This window comes from Bacillus sp. bc15 (assembly GCF_900142585.1).
In the GTDB taxonomy this organism is placed as follows: domain Bacteria; phylum Bacillota; class Bacilli; order Bacillales; family Bacillaceae_G; genus Bacillus_A; species Bacillus_A cereus.
In genome coordinates this window covers 379,915-404,343 of record NZ_FRBJ01000002.1, presented here as the reverse complement: position 1 = coordinate 404,343, position 24,429 = coordinate 379,915, and the positions used below count along the sequence as shown (strand labels likewise).

Here is a 24,429-nt window from a genome sequence, read left to right as displayed (position 1 = left end):
AATCCCTTTTATTTTTTATTTCTCAATCGCGCTCTTTACTTAAATATAATCTCAATTAGTTGTTGTGGATGTGCATTAATTAATCCATGAACAATAATAATTACCCATACCTTACGATAACGCGCCCACAAATATCCAAGGAATAGACCTACGATACCAAGGTTCACAATGACCGTAGCTGTATCAATATCCCAATGACCAGAGCCATGTAATGCGATATGCCAGCTTGCCCATAACAATGATGTAAGAAGAATAGCCGGCCAAGTACCTAGTAATAATTCCAAACGTGTTTGCAACCAAACTCTATAAAAAATCTCTTCAAGTACACTATTTATAAGAAACCCTACAAGTAAAATGGAGATTAAAATCGTGGGTTCCATTTTCATTGAAACAAATGGTGTAGAGAATATAGAAAAGAAGTTGAAGTAACTCCAGATTATAATGACAATAAGTGGTGTAAACCGATACCATCTATTATCCCCTGTTAATTTTACTGACTTTGGTCGTTCTTTTTCGGGGTTATTTTTATAAAAAAAAAGCAGCATTAATGGAGTAAATAATAATAAAATAATTTTAAATATCATAAACCACAATTGTAATGCCATTCCTTCAAAGTTCGTGGTGAGAAGACAAATCGTGAAGAGGGAGCCACTTAAGAAGAAGATAGCAGTTTGAATTATGATGCGCCTTGGTTCAAATTGTTGAAGGGGATTATAGTTTTTATGATGAAATGGTAGGAAACGGACAAGGAGTATACCGACAATAACAGGGAGCCACTTGTACCAAAAGGGCATCGTGCCCTTATGATCTCCACTGTAACGAATGTTCGTTTCTCCAATCCATATAAGCCAAAAAGATGAAAGCAAAATAATAAGCATAATGATACCGCCAATTAACTTCCCCGCTTTTGGAAAATAACTGTCCATAGTTATCCGACCTTTCATATTATAATTGTAAGTCAGTTTCTAATTGACTTCATTCGCTGCTTTTTTCTTTAGTAAATATGTATTTATAAATCTATTAAAACAAAAAAAGAGGGGTCGTGGAAATATTTTCTTTTTTTGATTAAATTTGATAAGAACAAGAGGACCTGTTTTTTATAAAAACAGAACGTTTATATTCAAATTACAGAATAGTATATTTACGCTTCTTCAAAAAAGAGATAATATAAAAAGACTTTGCTTGAAAAGGGGGATTGTAAGTGATCATATCAGATGTACTATACGGAGAATTTGAAGTGGATGCAGTGCTAGAAGAATTAATTTTAAGTAAGCCTATGCAAAGACTAAAGGGAATTCATCAAGCAGGCGCAAGTTACTTAATGAACGAGAAATGGAATGTAACTCGTTTTGAGCATTCAGTGGGTGTTATGTTATTGGTGAAAAAACTAGGTGGTTCAGTAGAAGAACAGATTGCTGGTTTACTACATGACGTATCACATACTGCTTTTTCCCACGTGATTGATTACGTTTTTGATAATGAAGATGAAAGTTATCATGAAGAGATATTTAGTTCTGTTGTGAAAAACTCAGAAATTCCAGCGATCCTTGTGAGGCATGGTTATAACTATGAAGATATTTTATTAGATGATTCGAAGTGGACGTTACTGGAAAGGTCAGCGCCCGAATTATGCGCAGATCGAGTGGATTATACGTTACGAGATATGTATACATATGGGTATATTTCTTTAGAAGAAGTTCATAGTTTTTTAGAGGATGTCATCGAAGTAGAGGGGAAAATGGTTCTTCAAAATATTGAAATAGCGGAATGGTTTACAGAAACGTATTACAAAGAAGTAATCGATTTCTTTATGGAACCAATGAATATTTACGGAAATGATATGTTAGCGAAAACGTTAAAGGTAGCTCTTCATAAAAGAATTATTCATGCAGATGATTTTCTTCTTGAAGATGAGGAGCTTATTTCGAAATTGCAGCAATGTAATGACCCCGAAGTAGAAGCTTTATTAAGCAAAATTCATCCAAATATAAAAGGAAAAGAAGATAGAAACGATTATGATTTACATCAGAAAAATAAAATGCGTCTTATTGATCCGCCGTTACTTCGTGAAGGGAAAATTGTTCAGTCATCTGTTGTATCAGAAAAAATAAGACAGATGAGTGATATCGCTTATGAAAAAGCGGTGAGAGGGATGTATGTGAAAGTGATTTCGAATTAAAAAAGAAGTAGCGCATCGTTTTTAGAGCGCTACTTCTTTTTTATTAATTATCAAACCAATTCCAAATCTCAATATCTCCAAGAGTCGCATAACGTACGTGCGGGGAGTTTTGTAATTTTAATAACTCTTTCGACGGGCCAGTAATAACAATTCCGTATACTTTTACACCGTTATCCTTTACATATTGATAACGTTTATCTAAGTTTAATTCTTTCTCAGAAAGCGCTGCTATTTTGCTTACCGTTTTTTTATGGATAGAAAGGACGCGCATCATTTCGGTTACTTTGTCTTCTTGCGTTTTCTGCCCGTCAGTTTCATTATCGAGGAATCTTACATGTTCTGGAAACCCTATAGCTTCTCCGCCATGTAGGATATAGTCATCTACATTTTTTCTTTCTTGTCCTGTATCTAAAGCGTACCATAAAGGAGTTGGAGGGAGTTCTTGTGCCTCGAATATGCTATATAAAAGCGGTTCTAATTCTTTTAAAGTGTAAGATTTATCAAAAGAAATTGCTACTTCTGCAACGGTTCCATCATGTACTTTTGCAAGTGTATCCCATACTTTTTTTGATGAATCCTTTAAATAATCACCCTGCTCTGTTTTTGGATGAACAAAGAAGAGTTTTGGTTGATAGAACGGATTCATCCAAGTTCGCTTCGTAACATCTACAGATGATAAGAAGCTTTTTGTTTCTATTGTACCGAGGGGCATTTCTTTTTTACCGACGGTTCGTACTAAATCAAATTGGCTATTCGTACGGAAAAAAGCTTCTACACTTGTTCCGCCCCCCATAACACGGCTATTTGGGATCGTTGCTTCAAGTGCAAGCGAAGGAACCTCTCTAATTTCTTCTAGCCTTTTATCATTATTAGCTTGAAAATAAAAGGCTGATAATACCCCGCCGATTATATAGATAACGATGCAAATTGATAATATAAAACCAAATGTTTGTAAACGATGTTTCCACTTAATCCTCCAAAAAGGAACTTTAAGATCTTTTGGAGGTAACTTTTTCTTAATTGGTTCTGTTTTTGTTAACAGCTCATCTAAGTAAGCTTCACACTCTTCACATGACTCAATATGACTTTCTAACAGTTCTTGTTCATCATGCGTGAGCGTTCCATTTTCATACTTCTTCCATAGTTTTTTAAATTCTGTACACCCCATCCGTATCACTCCTTTATGCTTTTCATTTCTTTTCGTCCCCTGTGTAATTCAATTTTCACTTTCGCTAATGAGAGACCAGTCATTTCTGCTATTTCCTTATAGGAGAATCCATAGTAATCTCGTAGTAGCAGGGCATTTCGTCTTTCGAGCGGAAGAGAAGATAAACTGTCTAACCAACTAGCAATCTCATGTTTTACGAAATATGCATGTTCTGTACTTGGCACGTTTGGTAAATGGAATTCTGCAACTTCTGTTGTTTTATATTTCTTTTCTTTACGATACCAATCGATAAAGGCATTGTAGGCAATTGTAAATAACCACGGCCTAATTTCTTCTCCTTTATAATAGTCAATATGGACGAGCATTCGGTAAAATGTTTCTTGCATGAGATCTTCCGCATAGTGGGAATCTCCGGTTAGGGAGAGAAGATAGCGAAATAAATCTTGCATATGCTCTGAGTAAATTTCTTCTAATGATTGTTTGCGTTTCACTACATTTCCCTCCCTTCATATATAACAACGAAATACATATAAAAAAGTTACAATTTTTTATGGAATTATAGTAAAAAACGTCAAGAATTGGATTGCGTTCTCTTTTATCATAATACATATAAGGCGGGTGAACAGAGATGGAAAGCTATGAAACACAAATTCAAAGGTCAATTGATTATATTGAGGAAGATGTAATGGAAAAACAGACGCTGCGTAATTTAGCACGTATTGCAGGTTTTTCTGAGTCGCATTTTCATCGTGTATTTCAGGCATTAGTAGGTGATACAGTAATGGAGTATGTTCGAAAGCGGAGGTTAGCCCGGGCAGCTTATCAACTTTCTCATACGGATGAAAAAGTTATTGATATCGCGTTTGAACATGGCTTTCAATCTCACGAAACGTTCACGAGAGCCTTTAAAAAATTATTTCAAATGACACCGAGTGAATATCGAAAACAAGAAATCGAAACACCGATGTATTACAGAGTGAATGTAAAGCAAAGAAAATTAAATCCGTATTTAGGGGGCATACAAATGGAATATCGTATTGTAAATAAACCAGAATTTTTAGTGGCGGGTTATGAATTGAAGACGACAAGTAAAGAAGGGAAAAACCATCAAGACATTCCAGTATTTTGGCAAGAATATTTACAAAAAGATCTTGGAACGACGATTCCGAATCGTAAAGATACGAGTCAATGGGTAGAGCTTGGATTATGTACTGATTTTAATTTAGAAACAGGAGACTTCACTTACATTATCGGAATGGAAGTTACAGACTTTGAAAATGTACCAAATGAAATTGCGAAGCGTACTTTCCCGGCAGCAACATATGCAGTATTTACAACGCCGAAAGTTCCTCATGAAGAAATGGTATCGTCTATTCACCAAACTTGGAATGCAGTATTCTCAGAATGGTTCCCGCATTCAGGATATGAACATTGCGGTGTTACGGAGTTTGAACTGTACGATGAGCGTTGCCACGAAGATAAGAGTGAGTTTGCACAAGTAGAGCTTTGGATACCGGTGAAGAAAAAATAATAGGGTAAGAGCGAATCGTTGGGAGATGGTTCGCTTTTTCATAAAGGGGGAAATGGGAAAATGTTCAAAAAACTAGAATGTGTATCTATACATACGAAAGATATAGAAAGATCAGTTTCTTTCTATAAAGAAATGGGAATGAAGCAAAACTGGATGATAGAAAGAGAACTAGAAGAAGGGGTTATTTGGACGTTAATAGGATTGAAGTTTCCAGATGAGAAAAGTTCAGAGTTAGTAATAAGCAATCATCCGGATATTAATTTTACGGAAGTCGAAGTATTAGTAGAAGATGTACAACAAACGTATGAAAGTTTAAAAGATAATAAAGATGTAAAATGGATTCGCGAACCATTTCCAACAGAATCAGGACATGTTGCAGTAATGGAAGCACCTGATGAGAATGTGTTTGTGTTAGTAGGGAAATAGCTGAAATATGGAGTGACCTTTCATAGTGAGTTATGAAGGGTTATTTTTATCCCGCTATTTGCCGGGCAGCGCGATTGGTGAGGGCTAATAATCAGTGGGGGATGAACAAAACCTCCACTGATTAAAGTTTCACTTTATAAGTGGATTGTTAAATTTGTATTGTTTTATCTGTAATACATATGAAAATGGTAAAATAAAATAGCAATTAAATATTGCGGGTGGAAGGTTATGCCCTTTCTTCATTTTGTGAAGAAAGGAGGTGTAATCGTATGGAATTTCTTTTGCAAATTTTGTTGGAAATTACAAAAACTATAGCTAGAGAAGGTATAGTTTTTGGATTTAAAAAATTAACGGCAAAAAAGCGCAAAAAGAAGACCACCCGTCTGCCTGCGAAGCGTGGGAAGTCTTCTAAGCGCAAATAAGCTTTAGTTGCAACCTTCCACCTTGCGGTAATTAGTTGCAGTGACGGGGTGTTGGAAGCACCTCGTCTACTTCATTTTATGCAAAACTTAGTTAGTTTATACTTCTATTTATAGTATAACAGTTTAGAAATGTATTTGTTAATAGTTTTATTTTTACTTTGTCTCGAAAAAACGATTCACATAATTTCAATTACCGCAAAATTCTCCCAGAAAAGAAAAAAAGACGCCACATAGCATCTTTCCTACGAACGAAACGGAAATACAAGAATAATCGTCGTTCCATTTCCGAGTGCACTATCAACGGAAATTGTCCCGTTATGAGCATGAACGAGCTGTTTTGTAATGGCTAGGCCAAGTCCAGTTCCGATGTTGCTTTCTTCTGTGTTTGTTCCGCGGTAATATCGTTCAAATAGAAGTTCTTTCGTTTTTTCATCCATTCCTTTTCCATCATCTGAAATGGAGAGTGTAAAGGAATTAGCGTTTTGTGATAATTTTACGATGACAGTAGTTGTTTCGTTATTATGTTTTACAGCATTTACGAGTAAGTTTTCGATAATACGCTGGAACCATTTTTCTTCAATGAAATATTGAATTTTATTTGAGCTCGGTACGAATTCAATATTTTGATTTTGGAGTGTTGGATTGTTAATAAATTGCAATAACACTTTTTGAACGAATTGATTGATTTCAACGTTTACGTGTTGGGCAGGAAGGCTGTTATTTTTTAATTGATACGTTAAGCTTAAATCATCAATTAATGTCGTCATATATTGAGATTTCTCTTTCATAACACTACCAAATTGTTGAATATCACAATCAGTCCAGTTATATTGATTCGATTCGAGTAATAATGCGTAGCCATATATAGAGCTAAGTGGTGTTTTTAAGTCGTGTGTTAGACCGGTAATCCATTCTTCTCGTGTTTGCTGAAGTACTTGCCTCATCGCATCATTTTTTTTGAGTGTAATAGAAAGGTGTTCTAGTGAACTTGTTACATCTCTAAACAAACGGAATGACCATTTTTCTTTACCAGATCGCCGGAACCTGACAGGTTTTCCTTTTTTACTAATAGGTTCTTCATACTTTCCGCCAGCGATATTTTTAAGCCAGCGCATCGCATGTAATAACGGTTTCCCGAATTTATTACCGTACCAAATAGAAAGAATGACTAAATAAACAAATACGATAAGAAGGATTAATCCGCATCCGATGAGAAACTTCTTAGTAAATACATCTTCAATTTCGTCATCTGGATAGTAGTGATCATTTTTCGCAGTCACAACGAGAAGGTTGCCACTATTTGCATCGTAAAAGCTAGACGTGTTTTCTTTATGATTCCACGGTTCTTTTTCATTAAGGGCGATTTGTATGGCTGAAAATGTTTTTTTCTTTCCAGCTGGATAGGCAAAAACCTCTTCGCCATTTTGATTAAATATTTGAAGTGCTGCTTTTTCTTTAGACAGTAACTGTTTTTCTTGATCTGTTAATGTGAACGAATCCATCGTTAAAGAGGGGTGATCCTTTTGAATTGCTGTCAGTAACGCATTGCTTTTTAACATACCACCATAAATAACAAGTACTTTCTTTTCTTCTAATTCAATTTCCCAATATGTAAATTTATAATTACTTTCGATATGATGTTGTATATATGCGACTAAAGATGTCTTCGTATAAGCATTCGGAACATCATTTGGTGTATTAAAGTGGTAGAGGATTTTTCCGTTCTCATCTACAACTTGGAGCCAATCATTTTTCTCCTTTATTAAATCTTGCACTTCAGATTGTAACGAAATATGCCCATCTTCTGAAGAGATGTATCTTGAAATTGTAAAACTATCAGAATCTGGAATATTAGGTTCGTATAAAGTACTAGTAAGAAGAAAAATTAAATAAGTAAAAGCAGCAACTACAGCGATAAGTAATGTAACTAAAACAAAAACGTGTTGCATGATAAATTGAATAATAAGTCGTTTATTAAAATTCATAGCGTCACCCTACTTTGTAACGAACTTATAACCAAGCCCGCGAACGGTTTTTATATATTCTGGTTTACTTGGATCATGTTCAATTTTTTCACGTAGTTTTCGAATGTGGACCATAACAGTGTTGTCATCGCCATTATAGGCAGGTGCTCCCCAAACTTTTTCGTATATTTCCTCTTTCGAAAATACGTAGTTCGGATTCTCGCAAAAGAAGAGTAGTAGTTGAAAGAGTTGAGCGGAACATTCGACAATGTGCCCATCCACTGTCAGTTCTGCAGAGTGCTGATCAATTTCAAATCTGCCAAATGAAATCGAGTGTGATTTTTGTTCGTGTGGTACGGTTTGTTTCATATGTCTCCGAAGCTGTGCTTTCATACGTGCTACTACTTCTAATGGATTAAAGGGCTTCGTAATATAATCATCCGCACCGTATGAAAATCCGGATATTTTATCTAAATCAGATGCTTTTGCTGATAGGAAGAAAATTGGACAATCTGTTTGTTGGCGAATGATTGGACAAATATCAAAACCGGATCGTCCAGGAAGCATTACATCTAAAATAATTAAATCGTAATTGTTTTGCTTAGTTAGAGATAAAGCTATTTCAGCTGATGTTGCAGTTGTAATATGAGAAAAACCTTCTTTTTCAAGAATGGTAGTTAGTAATTGTAAAATTGCTGTTTCATCATCAACAAGTAAAATATTTGCTCGGTACATAAAAATCCCTCCTAATTTTCTCGAATATCATATCATCATTTTGTAACTTATGGAATTTTTAAGGAAATTTTAAGGTTTTCTTTCGCAAAAAATTAAGAATCAAATGATATGATAAAAGTAACATAGGGGAGGAGATGAGTGTGAATCCGTTTCAAGTGATGCGAGCTAGATATTTTTTAATTGTATTTGCACTATTAATTTTAATAGCGAGAAGTAGTGGCGATTTGCTAACAAGTATATTTCATATACAAAATTCTTCTTTTATAAATATCCTTATATTCTATATCCTTCCGATCATATGGATTTTTTATGAGTATAGAAAGCATCGCATTTCATTTTCATTGTTTGTTAATAAAAATGAAACATTTAACTTGGTGCAAGTTTTATACATTACGGTTATGTTGTGCATGTTTAGTTACGGGTATCTTATTTTGTATATGTATAGTTTTGCATGGATTACACCGGACTTTATTATGAATGCATTGCATGAACCGATTATAGATAGTACTGGGGGATATGTATATCAAGTCATTAGGGTCGTATTCATCGCACCAATTATCGGGGAGTTTGTTTTTCGCGGATTTTTACTTCAACGTTTTGCAACAAAATGGGGAACGAGCATAGCGACCATCGTTGTAGCAATATTGTTTGCGTTGTTACATGTTGATTTCCTCGGTGCAGCCATATTCAGCATCGTATTGTCAATCGTATATATTCGTACGAAAAGTTTACTCATGCCAATTGCAATACATATGTTAAACAATGCATTTGTAATAGGTGCGTCTTTTCTAATAAGTAGAGAAAAAATTATTAGTTTTGCCGATTTCTCAAGTTATACGACATTCTTTCCTGGACTTATTATTTTTATAACAGGATTAAACTTAGTACTTATCTTTTTATTTGTTAATCGCAAATATTGGAGTAAAGAAGTGCCAGTTATATATGCAGAGCAGGAAAAGAGCTTTTCAGATGTAGTCGGGAGTAAATAAGATGAAGAAGACGGTTGAAAAAATATTAAAAGACATTATAGATTCTACGTCTATTACAGATATGTGTGATAAAAGCGTTTGTCATTGGCTTCAACCTGTAGTAGATACGATTGTGTTTCCAGAGTATTACTTATTTTCTAGTACTCATTTAAAAGAAAATATTATTTCTCTTCTTATTGTGTTCGGGGTTTTACTAATATTTGGTCTAATTGTAGAAGAAATGATGAAGCGCATCTTCAAAAAGAATGAAGAGAAGTATATGTGGATTCATAAAGTATTCGAGAAAGTAATGGTGGCTTTCCTTTTGTTTTATGGTATGAAAACAATCATTTACTTTATAGCTTTGAAACATCATTAATTCAAAATTTGAAAGGGATGTATAAAATTATATGAATGAAACGATATCATCAAATAAGTTTTTTTATTTGATTTTACTTAGTCTAGTGTTAATAACGACAGTGAATGTTATTTTGCGCTGGGAGGAAGCTTACTTTTTCATGTATTTAGCGCTTCATTTGCTAGGGATTTTATGTATAAGTGGTGGAGTGGTTACTGAAAAAAAGAATGAAGAAAGCGTTAATTATATGTGTGTGATCGGTCTTGTTTTACTTTTAGCTGTACAAGGTATTATGAAATATAGTTCTTTCTCTTTACAAGATTTTAATTTATTAATAGATGTACTTCCTTAAAGAGGCTTTTTATGTTATCTAAAAAGCAAGTAGGGTACGTGTCGGTTTGTAAGTGCGAGCTTTATTCCAGATTATGAAACGAAGAAAGTGTTTAAAGATAGGGAAAACTCTTCTTATGTAGAAGAGTTTTTTTATGTAAATAAAAAGATCCAGAGCAATTCACATAATAAGCTTGTTCTAATTTAGCGTGTACGAACTTACAATAATAATAGACAGGCAGCATAGAGGAGGGAATAGCGTGAGGAAGGTTATTGGTTGGTCGCTTTTTTTGTACGTTGGATTTGCGTTACTTATATATTGGTATTTATTTGGATGGAATCATGAACTTATTCCGGACATGTATAAAGGAACAAGTGCAGATCCAGAAACGTTTATGAGTGCGAGAGAGCTTACGCTAAGCCAAGATTATTCGCGCGTGAAAAATTTACTATACTTTTTAGCGACGCCTCTTGAGTGGATTATTTTATTGTTTGTACTTGTGCTAGGTATTTCAAGAAAGTTTGAGAAATGGTCGAAGGAAACGACTAAAATAAGTGTTTTGCAAGTTGCGATTTATTTCTTTTATTTATCATTACTGACAACAGTGCTTGCCTTACCGATGCAATGGATTGGCCGCAAAGTGTCCGTTGATTACGGCATTTCAACGCAAAGTACACAAAGCTGGATAAAAGATCATGTTATCGGTTTTTGGGAAAGTTATGCGACTATGTTAATTGTAGTGACCGTTCTATTATGGCTTATCCGTAAATTTCCGAAGAGATGGTGGCTAGCAGGGTGGGCGCTCTCTGTTCCATTTACAATCTTTTTAACATTCATACAGCCTGTCGTTATTGACCCACTGTATAACGACTTTTCGACGCTGAAAAATAAAGAATTAGAAACGAAAATTTTAGCGATAGCAGACAAAGCGGACATTCCTGCTAAGCACGTATATGAAGTAAATATGTCAGAAAAAACGAATGCATTAAATGCTTACGTAACAGGAATTGGCCCTAACGCCCGTATTGTAATGTGGGATACAACGCTTAAGCAGTTAAAAGATAAAGAGATTTTATTTATCATGGCCCATGAAATGGGGCATTATGTTATGAAGCATATATATTTTGGCGTTGCAAGTTATGTATTGCTATCGTTTATAGGTATGTTTTTAATTAGTCGTATTATAAATATGTGTATTCGCAAATGGGGAGATACATTGCAAATTTCAAAAGTAGCGTGTTTCTCCATTTTACCTTTATTTTTCTTAATTTCTTCTGTACTCTCTTTTGCAGCACAACCAGCAACAAACTATGTTTCACGTATAGAAGAAAGAGCGGCAGATCAATATGCTTTAAATATGACGAAAGATGGGAAATCTGGTGTGAAAACTTTTCAATATTTATCAAAAACAAGTTTAAGCCAAGTAAATCCGCCTGCGTTAGTGAAATTTTTCTTATACACGCACCCACCAATTTTTGAAAGAATTCATGCGTTTGAACAATATGAGAAACAAAGAAAAAAGGAGTAGCTATTATGCTACTTTTTTTTATAGAGATATAAGTTTCATATTGGGAATATTTATCATTGCTTTTTATTGCGATTTTGTAAATAATAAGCTATAAAATTCTAAAAATCTATATATAAAGGAATAAAGGTGAAAAAATGTATTTTTTACAAAATTTAAAAGTGAAATATAAATTATTAGCGCTTATTTCATTAGCAGTTTTAGGTATGATAATCATGAGCAGTGTGGCAATTAATTCTATTAACAAGATTAAGCACGATACAGAGGTTGTAGTAGATGATTATCAATATTCAGCAATTTTATTAGAAGGAATGCTTCGCACACAAAATTCATTAGAATATAATTTATTAGAATTAATTACGGCATCACAAAATGAAGTGGCAAATAAAGAGGGAATAATTGATAATATTGAAAAAGATCTTAAAAAATATGATTCTTTATTAAAAGAATATGATGATGGTTTTAATTTAAGTAAGCAAGAGGATGAACTGTTTCAGAAGATGAAGAAATCTTTGCCAAGTTATAAAGATACATATAAAAAATTGTTTGAAAAGGCGAAGGCAACAAACGAGCCACAAATGGTAAATGAATTTCAGAAGGAATTAAAACCGAAGGGAATAGAGTTGGCTGGTTATGCAGTGGATCTAGAATCGTATGTTTCAAACTTAGCTGATCAAGTGTTTAAAGATTCTCAAAAAATGATTGATCGATCCGTTATTACCTTTATCATTCTTGTAGTAGTTACTACAATCGTTATATGTATAGTAAGTTATATTATTAGTAAGCTTATAGTTGCACCTTTACAAACGGTTAGTCGTATGATGGAAAGAGCGAAAGAAGGAGATTTAACTGTACATGGTGATTATACTGCTAAGGATGAATTAGGTGTATTAGTAAGTAATTTTAACGAGATGATTGCAGGGCTAAGAACAAATATGCAAGAAGTAGAGAATAATATTCAGCTTTTATTCCAACATGCAGACGGAGTAGCATCTGCATCAGAAGTATCTAGTAGTGCAGCGAAGAAAATCACTATGGATATTGAAGAAGTTGCAAATGGTGCAGAGAGTCAAATGCAAGCAATGGAACAAACTGCGGGTGCAATGGAAGAGTTGACACAAGGAATGCAGAGTATAGTCGATACATCATCCTCAGTAAATAAATTGTCTGCTCAATCAGCGTTAGATGCAGAGAGTGGTAACAAATTAATGAAACAAATGATTCAACAGATGGATACAATCCAAAATTCGGTACATAGTGGTGTTAAACAAGTTGAGACTATGAAAGAACAATCAGAAGAAATTGTTAAAATCATAGATGTTATGCAAGGTATTACCTCTCAGATTAACTTATTAGCATTAAACGCCGCAATTGAGGCTGCACGTGCTGGAGAAAGTGGTAGAGGATTTGCAATTGTGGCAGATGAAGTGCGGAAATTAGCAGAACAATCTAGTGATTCTGCAAAACAAATTGAGAATCTTATTACTCAAGTTATGGGAACAACGAACCATACGGTACATATGATGGGGAAAGTAGATAATGAGGTACAGGCAGGTACACAAGTAGTAATACACACAGAAAAAGTATTTGGAACAATTACAGAAAAAGTACAGCAAGTATCTGAGCAAATTCAAACGGTATCTATGTCAACAGATGAAATTGCAGCGAGTAGTGAGGAAATCTCGGCTTCTGCAGAAGACATGGCTCAAATTTCCCAAAGATCATCTGACCGAACTGATAGGGTAAAAGAGTCTATTCAACAGCAAGAAAAATCTGTTCAAGAGATTTCAGTTTCAATTGAACATATGCATAACGCAGCAGGAAAATTAAAACAAATAGTTGCCCAATTTACTCTTCAAAAGTAGTAGCATATTTGAGTGTTAATAAATATAAAAAAAGCATCCTCTTTTAATAAAAAAGGATGCTTTTTTTATTACTACTATTCGTAGATTTCCGGCATTTTCAAGGCGATGATTACAGCTACAGGACTTATACATACTAGATTTGTATATTACTTATTTTTTGACAGTTTAAGAGATTTATCGACGAGAATTATTTCTGTATTAGTGTTTTTAGATCCTGCTGTTGCCAAACTATTAGACCGGATTTAGATGCAAGTAATAGGGATTATCCTTATATTTGTAGGGATGGCACTAACTTTTCGCAAGGGAAGAGAAGGCGAGTTATCAGTGAAGGGGAATGCTACCTCTGAAATATAAATCATGAATATAGTAACCGTCATTAGGTATCTCCTTTACGCGCCAATAAAGGGAAGTTGTAAAGTGAAAAGGAGTTTATAAAGAAATTGTAGAATGTTTTAGTATATAACACCTTAGATGTGACAACTTCCTTTTTGAAAAAGAAAGAAGGAGGCATAAAGCAGAAAGGTAGTGGAAATATTTCTTCTAGAAGATTTGCATTTTATCTTACATTCACCAAAAAAGAGTACTCCTGAAACAATGAAATTCATTTTATTTGAATGAAATAGGGAGAGAGGACAATGAAGAAAAAAATATTGGGTGTAATGATGATTGCGACAATGGCAGGAGGTATATTTGCAGGGACGAATGTGACGCCTGTAAAAGCGGAAGAGTATCCACAAATGATTGTGTTTGAAGATGTTCCATACGGATTTTGGGCATATGATGCTATTATGGATTTAGCGTATCATAAAATTATATTAGGGTATGGAAACGGGAAGTATGGTGTTGGCGATCTTATAACACGTGAACAAGTAGCTGGGACTATTTACAGAACACTTGAGATAAAAGAAGAAGGGCCAGTAGCGAATCCATATAAAGATGTTTCTGATAGTACAACAACTTTTAAAAAGGAAATTTTGGCGTTAACAAAACGTGGTGTTTTTACAGGGGATGGCCAAGGGGATTTTAGGCCGAAAGCACCAATCTCTAGAGCGGAAATGGCTGTCATTTTAAAACGAGCATTTAATTTTGAAACGAAACAAAAACATACATTTAAAGATATTCCAAAAGGCCACTGGGCAGAAGATGCAATTAGTGCGTTACAATCTAATAATGTTGTGAGAGGAACTGGGAATGGCATGTATGAATTAAATCGCCCTGTACCTAGAGAACAATATGCTCAGTTTATTAATAATGCGATTATTAATTATCATTTGAAAGAGGATTGGAAGTAGAGTGAAATATGAAAGCACAAATAGAAATATTTGTGCTTTTTTGTTTGTTTAAAAAAGAATTATTATTCGTATTTATGTATTTTTATGGTTATACACAAGCTTTATAATCAATCCGATGAAAAAGACATGATGTGTAATATGATTCACAAAACCGTCACGAAATGTGTCGGAAAATATATTGTCACTATACCATTTATTCTGTATATTTTTAAAAAAACATATACATATTGGGGAGATAATTTGATGAGCAAAAAATTATTAAAAACAGCTACAGCATTAACAATTATGGGTGGGGTGTTATTCTCAGCAGAGAGTAACAGTGTAAAAGCGGAAAGTGCACCGTTGCAAAAAACAAATACAATTGTATTTAAAGATGTACCAAAAGGACATTGGGCATATGAGGCAATTCATGAATTAGCGGAACAAGAAATTATTTTGGGATATGGCGATGGAATATTTGGTTTTGGGGATAATGTAACACGTGAGCAAGTTGCAGCTTTAATTTACCGTGTGTTTGATATGGAAGAACAAGATGAATATGAAAACCCATATGGAGATATCGATGAAAATTCAACAAGCTTTATCGAGGAGATATTGGCTTTAACGGAAATCGGAATTTTCCAGGGAGACGAGAATGGAAACTTTAGACCGAAGGCGACGTTAACGCGTGCGGAAATGGCACAAGTTCTTACGAATGCTTTTGACTTACAGGCGAAGGGATCTCATAACTTTAATGATGTTTCAGCAAATTCATGGGCAACCAATGCAATTAGTGCAATACAAACAAATGGTATTACAATGGGAATCGGAGAAGGTAAATTCGGTCCGTCTATGAAGGTAACGAGAGAACAATACGCACAGTTTTTACATAGAGCAATATTGCATGATATGGAACAAGGGCAGTAATAAAGTTTAACTAGTCAAAGTGAAATTTAAAAATAATACAAAAAGGTCGTTGTTGTATAACAGCGGCCTTTTTTTGTATGAAATAAAGCGCGAAAGAATGGCGTTTTGAAAAAAAATGAAGTGAATTTTCAAAAAAAACTTCCTTTTCTGAAGATTTGTTATATAATATAAAACATAAAATCAAATCTGTTATAAAACAGTTTAAGAAGGGGATGCTAATATGTCGACGCAAACTTCACGGGTTACACTCGTTGGAGAAATGTTACCAGCGTACAACGAAATATTGACACCTGAGGTGCTTAGTTTTTTGAAGGAACTACATGAGAATTTTAATGAGCGCCGCATAGAACTTTTACAAAAACGTGTAGAAAAACAAAAGAGAATTGATGCAGGGGAGTTTCCGAAGTTTCTAGAAGAAACAAAACACATACGTGAAGCGGATTGGACAATTGCCAAGCTGCCAAAAGACTTAGAGGATCGCCGTGTAGAGATTACTGGACCGGTAGATAGAAAGATGGTCATTAACGCTTTAAATTCAGGAGCGCATCTTTTTATGGCGGATTTTGAAGATTCGAATTCACCAACTTGGGAAAATGCAGTGGAAGGCCAAATCAATTTACGAGATGCAGTAAAGGGAACGATTTCACATGAAAATGATAAAGGGAAAGAATATAGATTAAATGAGAAAACAGCTGTACTCATTGTACGTCCAAGAGGATGGCATTTAGAGGAAAAGCATATGCAAGTTGATGGGAAAAATATGTCGGGTAGCTTAGTAGACTTCGGCTTGTACTTTTTCCATAATGCGAAAGCTCTTTTAGCAAAAGGGAGCGGCCCATACTTTTACTTACCGAAAATGGAAAGTTATTTAGAAGCGAGATTATGGAATGATGTATTCGTATTTGCTCAAAAATATATCGGCATTCCAAATGGAACGATTAAAGCAACTGTGTTACTGGAAACGATTCACGCTTCGTTTGAAATGGATGAAATTTTGTATGAGCTAAAAGATCATTCTGCTGGCTTAAACTGCGGAAGATGGGATTATATTTTTAGCTTTTTAAAGAGTTTCCGTAATCATAATAAATTCTTACTACCAGATAGAGCACAAGTCACGATGACGGCACCATTTATGCGTTCCTATTCTTTGAAAGTAATTCAAACATGTCACCGCCGTAATGCACCAGCAATTGGAGGAATGGCGGCACAAATTCCGATTAAAAATAATCCAGAAGCAAATGAAGCAGCTTTTGAAAAAGTGCGTGCTGATAAGGAGCGCGAAGCTTTAGACGGTCATGACGGGACTTGGGTTGCCCACCCTGGACTTGTACCGGTTGCAATGGAAGTATTTAATCACATTATGAAAACACCGAATCAAATTTTTAGAAAACGTGAAGAAATATGTGTAACAGAAAACGATTTACTAGAGGTACCGGTGGGAACGATTACAGAAGGGGGCCTTCGCATGAATATTAGTGTAGGTATTCAATATATTGCATCTTGGTTAAGCGGACGGGGAGCAGCACCCATTTATAACTTAATGGAAGATGCGGCAACTGCTGAAATTTCAAGAGCACAAGTATGGCAATGGATTCGTCATGAAGGTGGAAAACTAAATGATGGTCGTAATATTACGCTTGAATTAATGGAAGAGCTAAAAGAAGAAGAATTAGCAAAAATAGAAAGAGAGATTGGTAAGGAAGCCTTTAAGAAAGGGAGATTCCAAGAGGCGACAACTTTGTTTACAAATCTCGTTCGAAATGATGAATTCGTACCATTTTTAACATTACCGGGTTATGAAATTTTATAAAAAATGAAAAGGGGATGGAACAAATGAAAAACGAAAGAATCGAGAAGTTACAAGAAAGCTGGGAATTAGATGAGCGTTGGAAAGGGATCACACGTCCATATTCGGCAGAAGATGTAATTCGCCTGCGCGGGTCAATTGATATTGAACATACGTTAGCGCGTCGCGGTGCTGAGAAGCTTTGGACATCGCTTCATACAGAAGACTATATTAACGCACTTGGCGCATTAACAGGAAACCAAGCGATGCAACAAGTAAAAGCTGGGTTAAAAGCGATTTACTTAAGTGGTTGGCAAGTAGCAGCTGATGCAAACCTTTCTGGACATATGTATCCAGACCAAAGTTTATATCCAGCGAACAGCGTACCTGCTGTAGTGAAACGAATTAATCAAACGCTTCAACGTGCGGATCAAATTCAGCATATGGAAGGAAGCGATGATACAGACTATTTCGTACCGATTGTAGCAGATGCAGAAGCTGGATTTGGCGGACAATTAAACGTATTTGAACTGATGAAAGGTATGATTGAAGCAGGTGCATCAGGTGTGCATTTTGAAGATCAATTATCTTCAGAGAAAAAATGTGGCCATTTAGGCGGAAAAGTACTACTACCAACGCAAACAGCAGTACGCAATTTAATTTCTGCACGTCTTGCAGCAGATGTAATGGGAGTGCCGACAATTATCGTTGCAAGAACAGATGCGGATGCAGCTGATTTAATTACGAGCGATATCGATCCTGTTGATAAAGCATTTATTACAGGAGAAAGAACACCAGAAGGATTTTACCGTACAAATGCAGGTCTTGATCAAGCAATTGCGCGCGGTTTAGCGTATGCACCGTATGCAGACCTCGTTTGGTGTGAAACGTCGGAACCAAATTTAGAAGATGCAAAACGATTTGCGGACGCAATTCATAAGGAGCATCCAGGAAAGCTACTTGCATATAACTGTTCACCTTCATTCAACTGGAAACAAAAACTAGATGAAAAAACAATTGCAAGCTTCCAAAAGGAAATCGCATCTTACGGTTACAAGTTCCAATTTGTAACACTTGCTGGATTCCATTCATTAAATTACGGTATGTTTGAACTAGCACGTGGCTATAAAGAGCGCGGCATGGCAGCATACTCTGAACTACAACAAGCAGAATTCGCAGCTGAAAAACATGGCTACTCTGCAACACGTCATCAACGCGAAGTAGGAACAGGTTACTTTGATGAAGTTGCACAAGTGATTACAGGCGGAACTTCATCAACGACAGCGTTAAAAGGATCTACGGAAGAAGCACAGTTTACGAAATAAAAGGAAGGGGCACCTTTTTGAAGGGTGCCCCTTGTTATTTTCTAAACGATTCGAAAAGAGAGATTGAGTTGTCGGAAAAAAACGATACTTCCTTTTCTTTATTACTAAATCAACTCCACTCAGCCCTATGATCACGAATAAACTTCATATCTTTCTCATAATGCTCTAGATGTCCTTCATCAATCATTCTTTGGAAATTCAAGTCGCCTTCTTGCGCTTTTCGTTTCATATATGTACATAATCCTTCTAATCGAAGCAACACCATTCCTAAGTAATCTTCATCCATATTTTTATCATAGGACTGAACGAACAAATTCATTCTCTCTTTAATGCGATCTGCATGTTGCGATGAGTCATAATGAACGGCTTCACCGGATTCTGTATAATACACTCTACTTAAAGGCACACAAGTATAGAGTGTATAAGCGATATCCCATAGTCTTGGACCAGGAGCAGCAACATCGAAATCAATAATCCCTACTGGCTTCTCATTATTAAAAATAATGTTATATATGGCAAAATCATTGTGACATAAAACCTCAATGTTATTTGGAGTGTGACCCATCGGTTTCCAATCATTTAATAACGGAAAATCACTTACAGCATCATGGTAAAGGCGAAGCATCATTGCGATTTCTTTTAATACATCATTAGATCGCATATATTCTTTTAAAGGATAATTGCCAGCTTCTCCTTCAATAAAGGATAAAATCTCTCTATCTTTTTCATCTACACCTAAAAACTTTGGAGCATAATGAAATCCTTTGTTTTCTAAATGTTGCAATAGCTTATGAATCTTTTCACTGCTCGGCTTTAACTCTCGCCGAACAGTATTTTCAGAACGATATACGTTTGAGACGTTTCCCCCTGTTAGCCTTTCTTCTTTAGCGTAGTTTGACATGTGAAAATTCCCCCTGTGATTAAAAAATCCAATTCCAAATAGTAAATAGACCAATAATGGCAGAAAAGAGAAGGCAAGCAAGGAATGCTAGACAGCCAAAAGGAACTAGCTTATCTTGCCATGTTTCTTTATACTCATAAATTAACTCCTCTGCTACTTTCTTCTGTACTGAAGATAAAGGTTGATCTTTATGCAAACCTTTTATATGGTTAGAATCGCCTTTAAACTTTAAAGCACGTGCAATATGATGAGGACTATTTCCCCTTGATTTTTCAAATAATAAACATGATTCATGCATAATATCTGTTTTATGCTCCTCTAGATACCAGTAACGTCCAGCCATTTCTGGATATTGTAATTTATAATAAATATCTCCGAGTTGTTTTCGAAGATGTAATTCATTTGGGTATGTAAAGATGAGGCCGTGCAATCTGTCTCTTGCTTTTCCAAGATTATTATTTTCAATATCCTCTTCGATTCTTTTTAATGTTTTTCTAGGAATTTTATTGGTCATAAATTCCTCCTTATTTAGAATAGAGATAATTATATTTTATAAGAAATACTAAAAATTAGAAATTCCATTTTCAAAAAAGATTGTACATTTCATTTTAAGTATGCTATGATGATGTCAGTTGAATAGTTAAATTAAGCAATCCATATGTTATCAAGTGCTGGAAACGAACGAGAAAAAGTATGTGAGAACTAGTTTATGTTTCGTATTTGATAATGTGTGGATTCTTTTTTTAGACAGGAAGACTAAAAAAATTAAAATTTGTATTTTCTTAGGAGGAAATAATCATGGCAGTAACAGGACAAGTAAAATGGTTTAACAACGAAAAAGGCTTCGGTTTCATCGAAGTTCCAGGCGAAAACGATGTATTCGTACATTTCTCTGCAATCGAAACTGAAGGTTTCAAATCTCTAGAAGAAGGCCAAAAAGTTAGCTTCGAAATCGAAGAAGGTAACCGTGGACCTCAAGCTAAAAACGTAATCAAACTATAATTTTATAGTTGATGATGGAAAAAAGGATGGCTAATGCCATCCTTTTTTTGTTGTGGAGAAAGTTTTTTTAGAGCCTGTTTTTATATCTAAATCTCTTTTTCTATGTTACAATGGGTAAAAAATTATCTGGAATGCGTATTAGTTTCTGTAGAAGAATTATTTCAGCAAGAGCAGTTACTGCGTATGATAGTAAATAACTATAAATTTGTATTCTTCATTGAAATAGGGGAATCTTTTCCAGATAGACCTTGAGTAACATCTTTTTTGTTAGCATTGTTGTTGGAATTTTGTACGTTTTGAGATGATGTTTCTAACAGTTGTTCTTGTTCCTTACTAGGGGTATTCAGAGCATCTGAGGGGATGCTATTAACCTGCTGGCTTAATAGGTTTTCTTTATCCATAGTATACAGCTCCTTTTTGGAATTCGATAAAAAGCAATGTAATTATAAAATGACCACTTATATATATTGTGTTTTTGAATGAAATTATATACAAAACTTATATTATAAAGTTAACTAATTAACGAATTGTTAGTGATGGATAAAGATGTACAAATTTGAAGTGTTTAATAAAAATTAAAAGCGAGTAACAAGTACAAATACTATTTCTCATGTTTTATATAAGGATCATATACAAATCAAAAAAGATGTAGAGAATCTTGGAAGAAAATATAGTTGTTTTTTAGGGTGAAGAAGAATAAATAAAATGATACTACAAATGTAAAAAGGCATTCCATAAAGGAAGGCCTTTTATTGTTCTTGCTCTAATTTTTTCTTCTCACGTTTTTTACATTCTGGACATTTTGATTTACGAAATGGTTTGGAAAAGAATAGAAGAATGAAAAATAAACCGAATATAATACTAGCTGAGTTTTTCACGATAATGACGCTGCTATTTTTCATTTGAATCGATGGTTGGATTTCTTTTTCTTCCATAGTGGCCCTCCATATATTGGATTTATATTTTAATTATAGCAAAGTTAGTTGTTGTAATGATGTGAAATGAGGAATGGATAATAAATATTTATAGGTAGTATAAGTGCTGTTTTTTATAGCTTTAAAATTAAATAATTAATATATTGTTATTTTATCATTTAACAAATGTTTGATAAATGATAAAAAATTGTAAAAAAGCGGAACTTGTAAGCTATTTCCTTTTCATAGATGCTAAAATTATATATGCAGCTGCTAATATAAATGGAAAAAAGGAGATAATGGAGTATGGAAAGTAAAGTGGAACGCTATGTCGAAAATTATGTTGTAACGAAAAATACGATGGCCTTACTTCCTGTTATTCTAAGTGAAAAGAAAATTGTTACGCGAGTCGTTGAAATGAATGATTCTTTTTTCGTATTTCAAAAACCTCTAGATATTATAGAAAGAAGTTGCCGCAAGCATGGCTCGAGTTTCTTAGGCAGAAAAGAAGGAACGAAAGAGTTAACTCATATTACACATAAAGCACCAATTGCGATTAGTCCTACAGATCAACTTTATTTTTTTCCTACCTATTCTTACTCTAGAAAAGAGTGCGCTTGGTTGTCTCATTTTTATATTGAAAGTAATAAAGAATTAAAAGATGGAAATCTTATTATTAGATTTATAAATGGCTTTGCTGTGAAATTAGAAATATCAAAAACTAGTTTTGAAAATCAACAAAATCGTACAGCGAAATTACGTACTGAATATGAAGATCGTAGGAAAAAACAAGGGAATCCGTGTTTTAAAGAAATTGATAAAAGTGAAGAATCAACATTAAGACCAGCTTATGAGAAAGTGTATGTTGTTAGAGAAGAAGAAGTGTAATATAGAAAAAGCTGCCTCTAGAATGTTGCCTTAAGTGGCATTCTAGGACAGCTTTTTTTGCTATTTAAATATTAATAAGTTTCTTCCTTACGGGCAGCATCCATCATAATGAAGATAGCTGATAAAATATGCAAAATCATTCCTACAAACGGAATCCATGCAAGGCAAGAAGTTACAATTCCTAGCACATTACCGTTAGCACTCATATTAACTTTTTTAGCCAATACTAAAGTAACGATATGTAATACTAGCATGAAAAGAAGTGGTAACCAAAGTAAAGAAACAACAATAGTTCCTCCGAGTACAGGTATTCCCAGTAAAGCCTCTAAGGCACCAGTAACCCATTTTAATAATTTTACTGTGTCTTTCAAAGTATTTCCTCCTAAAAACATAAAATAAATATATTGCGATATTTAGTATAACAGATTTACGTTGTTATTTTAATAAAAAATGTAAAAAATACTATTTTTTTATATTTAAATAAATTATTTGTAATATACTATTTTTGAAGAGATATAAGGATATTGTTGGATAGGGTGTTATTAATATGTAATATATTGTCAAATATTGATAGATTATCATAGCTAAATAATGAAGGAATTCTTATGAAAGATATGGAAACTTTAATAAATACATCTCCATATGTCGTATCTACCATTTCCTCTTTCATATAAGCAATGATACAGTAGGGATAGTATTTAGAGTAAAGGGGTAAAGTGTAGAATGGATTTTCAGACAATCAAAGAGTATTTTTCACCAGAAAATATGGATCATATTGTTGAGAGTTATAAAGCGTTCGGACCACTTCTTGGTATTGGTTTACCGATGATAGAGGCGTTGATTCCAGCATTACCGCTTATTGTATTTGTACTGGCGAATGCTGTTGCATTTGGCTTTTGGCTCGGTTTTCTTTATTCATGGATTGGATCAGTAATGGGTGCATTACTTGTCTTTTTCATCATCCGCCATTTTGGCCGCAGCCGTTTCTTTTCGTTTGTAAATAAGCATGAGAGAGTACGAAAAGCAATGGGGTGGATTGAAAGGAAAGGATTCGCACCGATTTTTGTTATATTTTGTTTTCCGTTTACACCGTCAGCGCTAATAAATGTTGTCGCTGGTTTATCCCGAATTAGTGTAAAACAGTTTGGACTAGCGTTAGCATTCGGAAAACTTGTGATGATTTTTATTTTAACGTATATCGGTCATGATTTAATGTCATTTATTCATAATCCGGTGAAATCAGTCATTGTAGCGATTGGTATTTTTATTCTATGGTATGTCGGTAAGAAAATTGAAGTAAAATTAGAACTACATTAAGAATAGTCTTCTTTGTAAAGGAAAGCTTCAGTATTAAAGGATAAGGGGAGAAGCAGATGAAGAAAACTTTGAAAAAAGAAGGCATAGAGTGGATACGAACAATTTTAATTGGTGTATTATTAGCTGTATTTTTTCGAACGTTTTTCTTTTCAACGTATGTTGTAGAGGGGAAGTCAATGATGCCGACATTGCAAGATGGCAATATGCTCGTTGTAAATAAGGTGAGTTATCAAGTTGGGGACTTGAACAGATTTGACGTTGTGGTGTTTCATGCGAATAAAAAAGAGGACTATGTAAAGCGAATTATCGGTTTACCTGGAGATCATATTGAATATAAGCATGATAAGTTATATATAAATGGACAATTTATTGATGAGCCGTATCTAGAGAAGTATAAGAAAGAGATAAATGGAAGGCAACTAACAGGCGACTTTACATTAGAAGAGTTAACGAAAGAAAAGCTGGTGCCACCCGGGTTTATTTTTGTAGTAGGTGATAACCGGCTCGGGAGCTGGGATAGTAGACACTTTGGCTTTGTAAAAGCTGATACAGTCGTCGGTAAAGTTGATTTGCGATATTGGCCAATTCAAGAGGTGCAAACGAATTTTTCAAAAGGTTGATATAAT

27 protein-coding genes and 1 pseudogene are annotated in these 24,429 nt (G+C 34.5%); 18 read left to right on the top strand and 10 right to left on the bottom strand.

Annotated features, from left to right (window positions below; translation table 11 throughout):
- Positions 1 to 35 precede the first annotated feature (35 nt).
- A complete protein-coding gene (locus BUA87_RS11930) occupies positions 36 to 926 on the bottom strand; it encodes a CPBP family intramembrane glutamic endopeptidase (RefSeq protein WP_072939751.1) in 891 nt (296 codons plus the stop codon).
- Positions 927 to 1,201: 275 nt separating this feature from the next.
- Between BUA87_RS11930 and BUA87_RS11925 the strand changes: the two genes are divergently transcribed.
- Positions 1,202 to 2,179 (top strand): HD domain-containing protein, encoded by a 978-nt coding sequence (locus BUA87_RS11925; RefSeq protein ID WP_000587038.1) that lies wholly within the window; start codon positions 1,202 to 1,204, stop codon positions 2,177 to 2,179.
- A gap of 43 nt (positions 2,180 to 2,222) precedes the next feature.
- Here BUA87_RS11925 and BUA87_RS11920 read toward each other — a convergent pair whose 3' ends face one another.
- Both BUA87_RS11920 and BUA87_RS11915 read right to left on the bottom strand, forming a co-directional pair.
- The gene (locus BUA87_RS11920) at positions 2,223 to 3,347 is read right to left on the bottom strand and encodes an anti-sigma factor (protein WP_000501938.1); all 1,125 of its coding nucleotides are present in this window, start codon (positions 3,345 to 3,347) and stop codon (positions 2,223 to 2,225) included.
- Positions 3,348 to 3,352: 5 nt separating this feature from the next.
- Positions 3,353 to 3,838, bottom strand: a complete 486-nt coding sequence (locus BUA87_RS11915; protein WP_000824004.1) for an RNA polymerase sigma factor — start codon at positions 3,836 to 3,838, stop codon at positions 3,353 to 3,355.
- Positions 3,839 to 3,975: 137 nt separating this feature from the next.
- On the opposite strand from BUA87_RS11915, the gene BUA87_RS11910 reads away from it, so the two are divergent.
- The 3 genes from BUA87_RS11910 to BUA87_RS31310 all read left to right on the top strand — a co-directional run bounded on the left by BUA87_RS11910 (position 3,976) and on the right by BUA87_RS31310 (position 5,726).
- The gene (locus tag BUA87_RS11910; RefSeq protein ID WP_000446842.1) at positions 3,976 to 4,878 is read left to right on the top strand and encodes an AraC family transcriptional regulator; all 903 of its coding nucleotides are present in this window, start codon (positions 3,976 to 3,978) and stop codon (positions 4,876 to 4,878) included.
- 60 nt (positions 4,879 to 4,938) lie between these two features.
- Entirely contained in the window at positions 4,939 to 5,304 is a 366-nt protein-coding gene (locus BUA87_RS11905; RefSeq protein WP_000473644.1) for a VOC family protein, read from the top strand.
- 269 nt (positions 5,305 to 5,573) lie between these two features.
- On the top strand, positions 5,574 to 5,726 hold the full coding sequence (locus tag BUA87_RS31310) for a hypothetical protein (protein ID WP_000394943.1): 153 nt from the start codon (positions 5,574 to 5,576) through the stop codon (positions 5,724 to 5,726).
- 242 nt (positions 5,727 to 5,968) lie between these two features.
- Here BUA87_RS31310 and BUA87_RS11900 read toward each other — a convergent pair whose 3' ends face one another.
- Complete coding sequence (locus BUA87_RS11900; RefSeq protein ID WP_072939748.1) at positions 5,969 to 7,711, bottom strand: sensor histidine kinase; 1,743 nt, start codon at positions 7,709 to 7,711, stop codon at positions 5,969 to 5,971.
- A gap of 9 nt (positions 7,712 to 7,720) precedes the next feature.
- Positions 7,721 to 8,425, bottom strand: coding sequence for a response regulator transcription factor (locus BUA87_RS11895; protein ID WP_072939745.1), 705 nt, complete (start codon positions 8,423 to 8,425; stop codon positions 7,721 to 7,723).
- Between the two features lie 140 nt (positions 8,426 to 8,565).
- Here BUA87_RS11895 and BUA87_RS11890 point away from each other — a divergent pair, with 140 nt between their 5' ends.
- The 10 genes and pseudogenes from BUA87_RS11890 to aceA all read left to right on the top strand — a co-directional run bounded on the left by BUA87_RS11890 (position 8,566) and on the right by aceA (position 18,781).
- Positions 8,566 to 9,414 carry a CPBP family intramembrane glutamic endopeptidase gene (locus BUA87_RS11890; protein ID WP_072939743.1) on the top strand — a complete coding sequence of 283 codons (849 nt, stop codon included), beginning with the start codon at positions 8,566 to 8,568 and terminating at the stop codon, positions 9,412 to 9,414.
- A gap of 1 nt (position 9,415) precedes the next feature.
- Positions 9,416 to 9,772, top strand: coding sequence for a hypothetical protein (locus tag BUA87_RS11885; RefSeq protein ID WP_072939741.1), 357 nt, complete (start codon positions 9,416 to 9,418; stop codon positions 9,770 to 9,772).
- A gap of 31 nt (positions 9,773 to 9,803) precedes the next feature.
- On the top strand, positions 9,804 to 10,103 hold the full coding sequence (locus tag BUA87_RS11880; protein ID WP_016082517.1) for a DUF2101 family protein: 300 nt from the start codon (positions 9,804 to 9,806) through the stop codon (positions 10,101 to 10,103).
- Between the two features lie 238 nt (positions 10,104 to 10,341).
- On the top strand, positions 10,342 to 11,610 hold the full coding sequence (locus BUA87_RS11875; protein WP_043936613.1) for a M48 family metallopeptidase: 1,269 nt from the start codon (positions 10,342 to 10,344) through the stop codon (positions 11,608 to 11,610).
- Between the two features lie 134 nt (positions 11,611 to 11,744).
- A complete protein-coding gene (locus tag BUA87_RS11870) occupies positions 11,745 to 13,472 on the top strand; it encodes a methyl-accepting chemotaxis protein (protein WP_065228452.1) in 1,728 nt (575 codons plus the stop codon).
- Between the two features lie 62 nt (positions 13,473 to 13,534).
- Positions 13,535 to 13,826 (top strand): annotated as a pseudogene (locus BUA87_RS31800) (EamA family transporter); the annotation flags it as partial.
- 281 nt (positions 13,827 to 14,107) lie between these two features.
- Entirely contained in the window at positions 14,108 to 14,764 is a 657-nt protein-coding gene (locus tag BUA87_RS11860; RefSeq protein WP_016082513.1) for an S-layer homology domain-containing protein, read from the top strand.
- A 138-nt stretch (positions 14,765 to 14,902) separates the two neighbouring features.
- Positions 14,903 to 15,670 carry an S-layer homology domain-containing protein gene (locus BUA87_RS11855; protein ID WP_072939738.1) on the top strand — a complete coding sequence of 256 codons (768 nt, stop codon included), beginning with the start codon at positions 14,903 to 14,905 and terminating at the stop codon, positions 15,668 to 15,670.
- A gap of 220 nt (positions 15,671 to 15,890) precedes the next feature.
- A complete protein-coding gene (gene aceB / locus BUA87_RS11850; RefSeq protein ID WP_071714129.1) occupies positions 15,891 to 17,480 on the top strand; it encodes a malate synthase A in 1,590 nt (529 codons plus the stop codon).
- A 23-nt stretch (positions 17,481 to 17,503) separates the two neighbouring features.
- A complete protein-coding gene (aceA, locus tag BUA87_RS11845; protein ID WP_000787346.1) occupies positions 17,504 to 18,781 on the top strand; it encodes an isocitrate lyase in 1,278 nt (425 codons plus the stop codon).
- 109 nt (positions 18,782 to 18,890) lie between these two features.
- Here the strand turns inward: aceA and BUA87_RS11840 are convergent, their stop codons facing one another.
- Together BUA87_RS11840 and BUA87_RS11835 are read right to left on the bottom strand one after the other, a co-directional pair.
- Entirely contained in the window at positions 18,891 to 19,682 is a 792-nt protein-coding gene (locus tag BUA87_RS11840) for a phosphotransferase (protein WP_071714130.1), read from the bottom strand.
- A gap of 19 nt (positions 19,683 to 19,701) precedes the next feature.
- Positions 19,702 to 20,196, bottom strand: coding sequence for a DUF6584 family protein (locus BUA87_RS11835; RefSeq protein WP_000182394.1), 495 nt, complete (start codon positions 20,194 to 20,196; stop codon positions 19,702 to 19,704).
- A gap of 284 nt (positions 20,197 to 20,480) precedes the next feature.
- Here BUA87_RS11835 and cspA point away from each other — a divergent pair, with 284 nt between their 5' ends.
- Positions 20,481 to 20,684, top strand: coding sequence for an RNA chaperone/antiterminator CspA (cspA, locus tag BUA87_RS11830; RefSeq protein ID WP_000301522.1), 204 nt, complete (start codon positions 20,481 to 20,483; stop codon positions 20,682 to 20,684).
- A 197-nt stretch (positions 20,685 to 20,881) separates the two neighbouring features.
- Here cspA and BUA87_RS11825 read toward each other — a convergent pair whose 3' ends face one another.
- Both BUA87_RS11825 and BUA87_RS11820 read right to left on the bottom strand, forming a co-directional pair.
- Positions 20,882 to 21,085: a hypothetical protein gene (locus BUA87_RS11825; protein ID WP_000356913.1), complete on the bottom strand. Its 204-nt coding sequence runs from the start codon at positions 21,083 to 21,085 to the stop codon at positions 20,882 to 20,884.
- Positions 21,086 to 21,433: 348 nt separating this feature from the next.
- The gene (locus BUA87_RS11820) at positions 21,434 to 21,619 is read right to left on the bottom strand and encodes a hypothetical protein (protein WP_000391377.1); all 186 of its coding nucleotides are present in this window, start codon (positions 21,617 to 21,619) and stop codon (positions 21,434 to 21,436) included.
- A gap of 285 nt (positions 21,620 to 21,904) precedes the next feature.
- Between BUA87_RS11820 and BUA87_RS11815 the strand changes: the two genes are divergently transcribed.
- Positions 21,905 to 22,486, top strand: a complete 582-nt coding sequence (locus BUA87_RS11815) for a competence protein ComK (protein WP_071714131.1) — start codon at positions 21,905 to 21,907, stop codon at positions 22,484 to 22,486.
- 71 nt (positions 22,487 to 22,557) lie between these two features.
- Here the strand turns inward: BUA87_RS11815 and BUA87_RS11810 are convergent, their stop codons facing one another.
- The gene (locus tag BUA87_RS11810; RefSeq protein WP_080476084.1) at positions 22,558 to 22,857 is read right to left on the bottom strand and encodes a hypothetical protein; all 300 of its coding nucleotides are present in this window, start codon (positions 22,855 to 22,857) and stop codon (positions 22,558 to 22,560) included.
- A 352-nt stretch (positions 22,858 to 23,209) separates the two neighbouring features.
- On the opposite strand from BUA87_RS11810, the gene BUA87_RS11805 reads away from it, so the two are divergent.
- Positions 23,210 to 23,803 carry a TVP38/TMEM64 family protein gene (locus BUA87_RS11805; protein ID WP_071714132.1) on the top strand — a complete coding sequence of 198 codons (594 nt, stop codon included), beginning with the start codon at positions 23,210 to 23,212 and terminating at the stop codon, positions 23,801 to 23,803.
- Positions 23,804 to 23,859: 56 nt separating this feature from the next.
- The gene (gene lepB / locus BUA87_RS11800) at positions 23,860 to 24,423 is read left to right on the top strand and encodes a signal peptidase I (RefSeq protein ID WP_000751897.1); all 564 of its coding nucleotides are present in this window, start codon (positions 23,860 to 23,862) and stop codon (positions 24,421 to 24,423) included.
- Positions 24,424 to 24,429: the final 6 nt, after the last annotated feature.

Coding starts and splice junctions, on each gene's coding strand:
- BUA87_RS31310 (WP_000394943.1), top strand. CDS start 5,574: ATGGAATTTCTTTTGCAAATTTTGTTGGAAATTACAAAAACTATAGCT.
- BUA87_RS11835 (WP_000182394.1), bottom strand. CDS start 20,196: ATGACCAATAAAATTCCTAGAAAAACATTAAAAAGAATCGAAGAGGAT.
- BUA87_RS11840 (WP_071714130.1), bottom strand. CDS start 19,682: ATGTCAAACTACGCTAAAGAAGAAAGGCTAACAGGGGGAAACGTCTCA.
- lepB (WP_000751897.1), top strand. CDS start 23,860: ATGAAGAAAACTTTGAAAAAAGAAGGCATAGAGTGGATACGAACAATT.
- BUA87_RS11895 (WP_072939745.1), bottom strand. CDS start 8,425: ATGTACCGAGCAAATATTTTACTTGTTGATGATGAAACAGCAATTTTA.
- BUA87_RS11870 (WP_065228452.1), top strand. CDS start 11,745: ATGTATTTTTTACAAAATTTAAAAGTGAAATATAAATTATTAGCGCTT.
- aceA (WP_000787346.1), top strand. CDS start 17,504: ATGAAAAACGAAAGAATCGAGAAGTTACAAGAAAGCTGGGAATTAGAT.
- BUA87_RS11920 (WP_000501938.1), bottom strand. CDS start 3,347: ATGGGGTGTACAGAATTTAAAAAACTATGGAAGAAGTATGAAAATGGA.
- BUA87_RS11805 (WP_071714132.1), top strand. CDS start 23,210: ATGGATTTTCAGACAATCAAAGAGTATTTTTCACCAGAAAATATGGAT.
- BUA87_RS11885 (WP_072939741.1), top strand. CDS start 9,416: ATGAAGAAGACGGTTGAAAAAATATTAAAAGACATTATAGATTCTACG.
- BUA87_RS11825 (WP_000356913.1), bottom strand. CDS start 21,085: ATGGATAAAGAAAACCTATTAAGCCAGCAGGTTAATAGCATCCCCTCA.
- BUA87_RS11820 (WP_000391377.1), bottom strand. CDS start 21,619: ATGGAAGAAAAAGAAATCCAACCATCGATTCAAATGAAAAATAGCAGC.
- BUA87_RS11900 (WP_072939748.1), bottom strand. CDS start 7,711: ATGAATTTTAATAAACGACTTATTATTCAATTTATCATGCAACACGTT.
- BUA87_RS11910 (WP_000446842.1), top strand. CDS start 3,976: ATGGAAAGCTATGAAACACAAATTCAAAGGTCAATTGATTATATTGAG.
- BUA87_RS11815 (WP_071714131.1), top strand. CDS start 21,905: ATGGAAAGTAAAGTGGAACGCTATGTCGAAAATTATGTTGTAACGAAA.
- BUA87_RS11905 (WP_000473644.1), top strand. CDS start 4,939: ATGTTCAAAAAACTAGAATGTGTATCTATACATACGAAAGATATAGAA.
- BUA87_RS11860 (WP_016082513.1), top strand. CDS start 14,108: ATGAAGAAAAAAATATTGGGTGTAATGATGATTGCGACAATGGCAGGA.
- BUA87_RS11880 (WP_016082517.1), top strand. CDS start 9,804: ATGAATGAAACGATATCATCAAATAAGTTTTTTTATTTGATTTTACTT.
- BUA87_RS11930 (WP_072939751.1), bottom strand. CDS start 926: ATGGACAGTTATTTTCCAAAAGCGGGGAAGTTAATTGGCGGTATCATT.
- BUA87_RS11855 (WP_072939738.1), top strand. CDS start 14,903: ATGATTCACAAAACCGTCACGAAATGTGTCGGAAAATATATTGTCACT.
- cspA (WP_000301522.1), top strand. CDS start 20,481: ATGGCAGTAACAGGACAAGTAAAATGGTTTAACAACGAAAAAGGCTTC.
- aceB (WP_071714129.1), top strand. CDS start 15,891: ATGTCGACGCAAACTTCACGGGTTACACTCGTTGGAGAAATGTTACCA.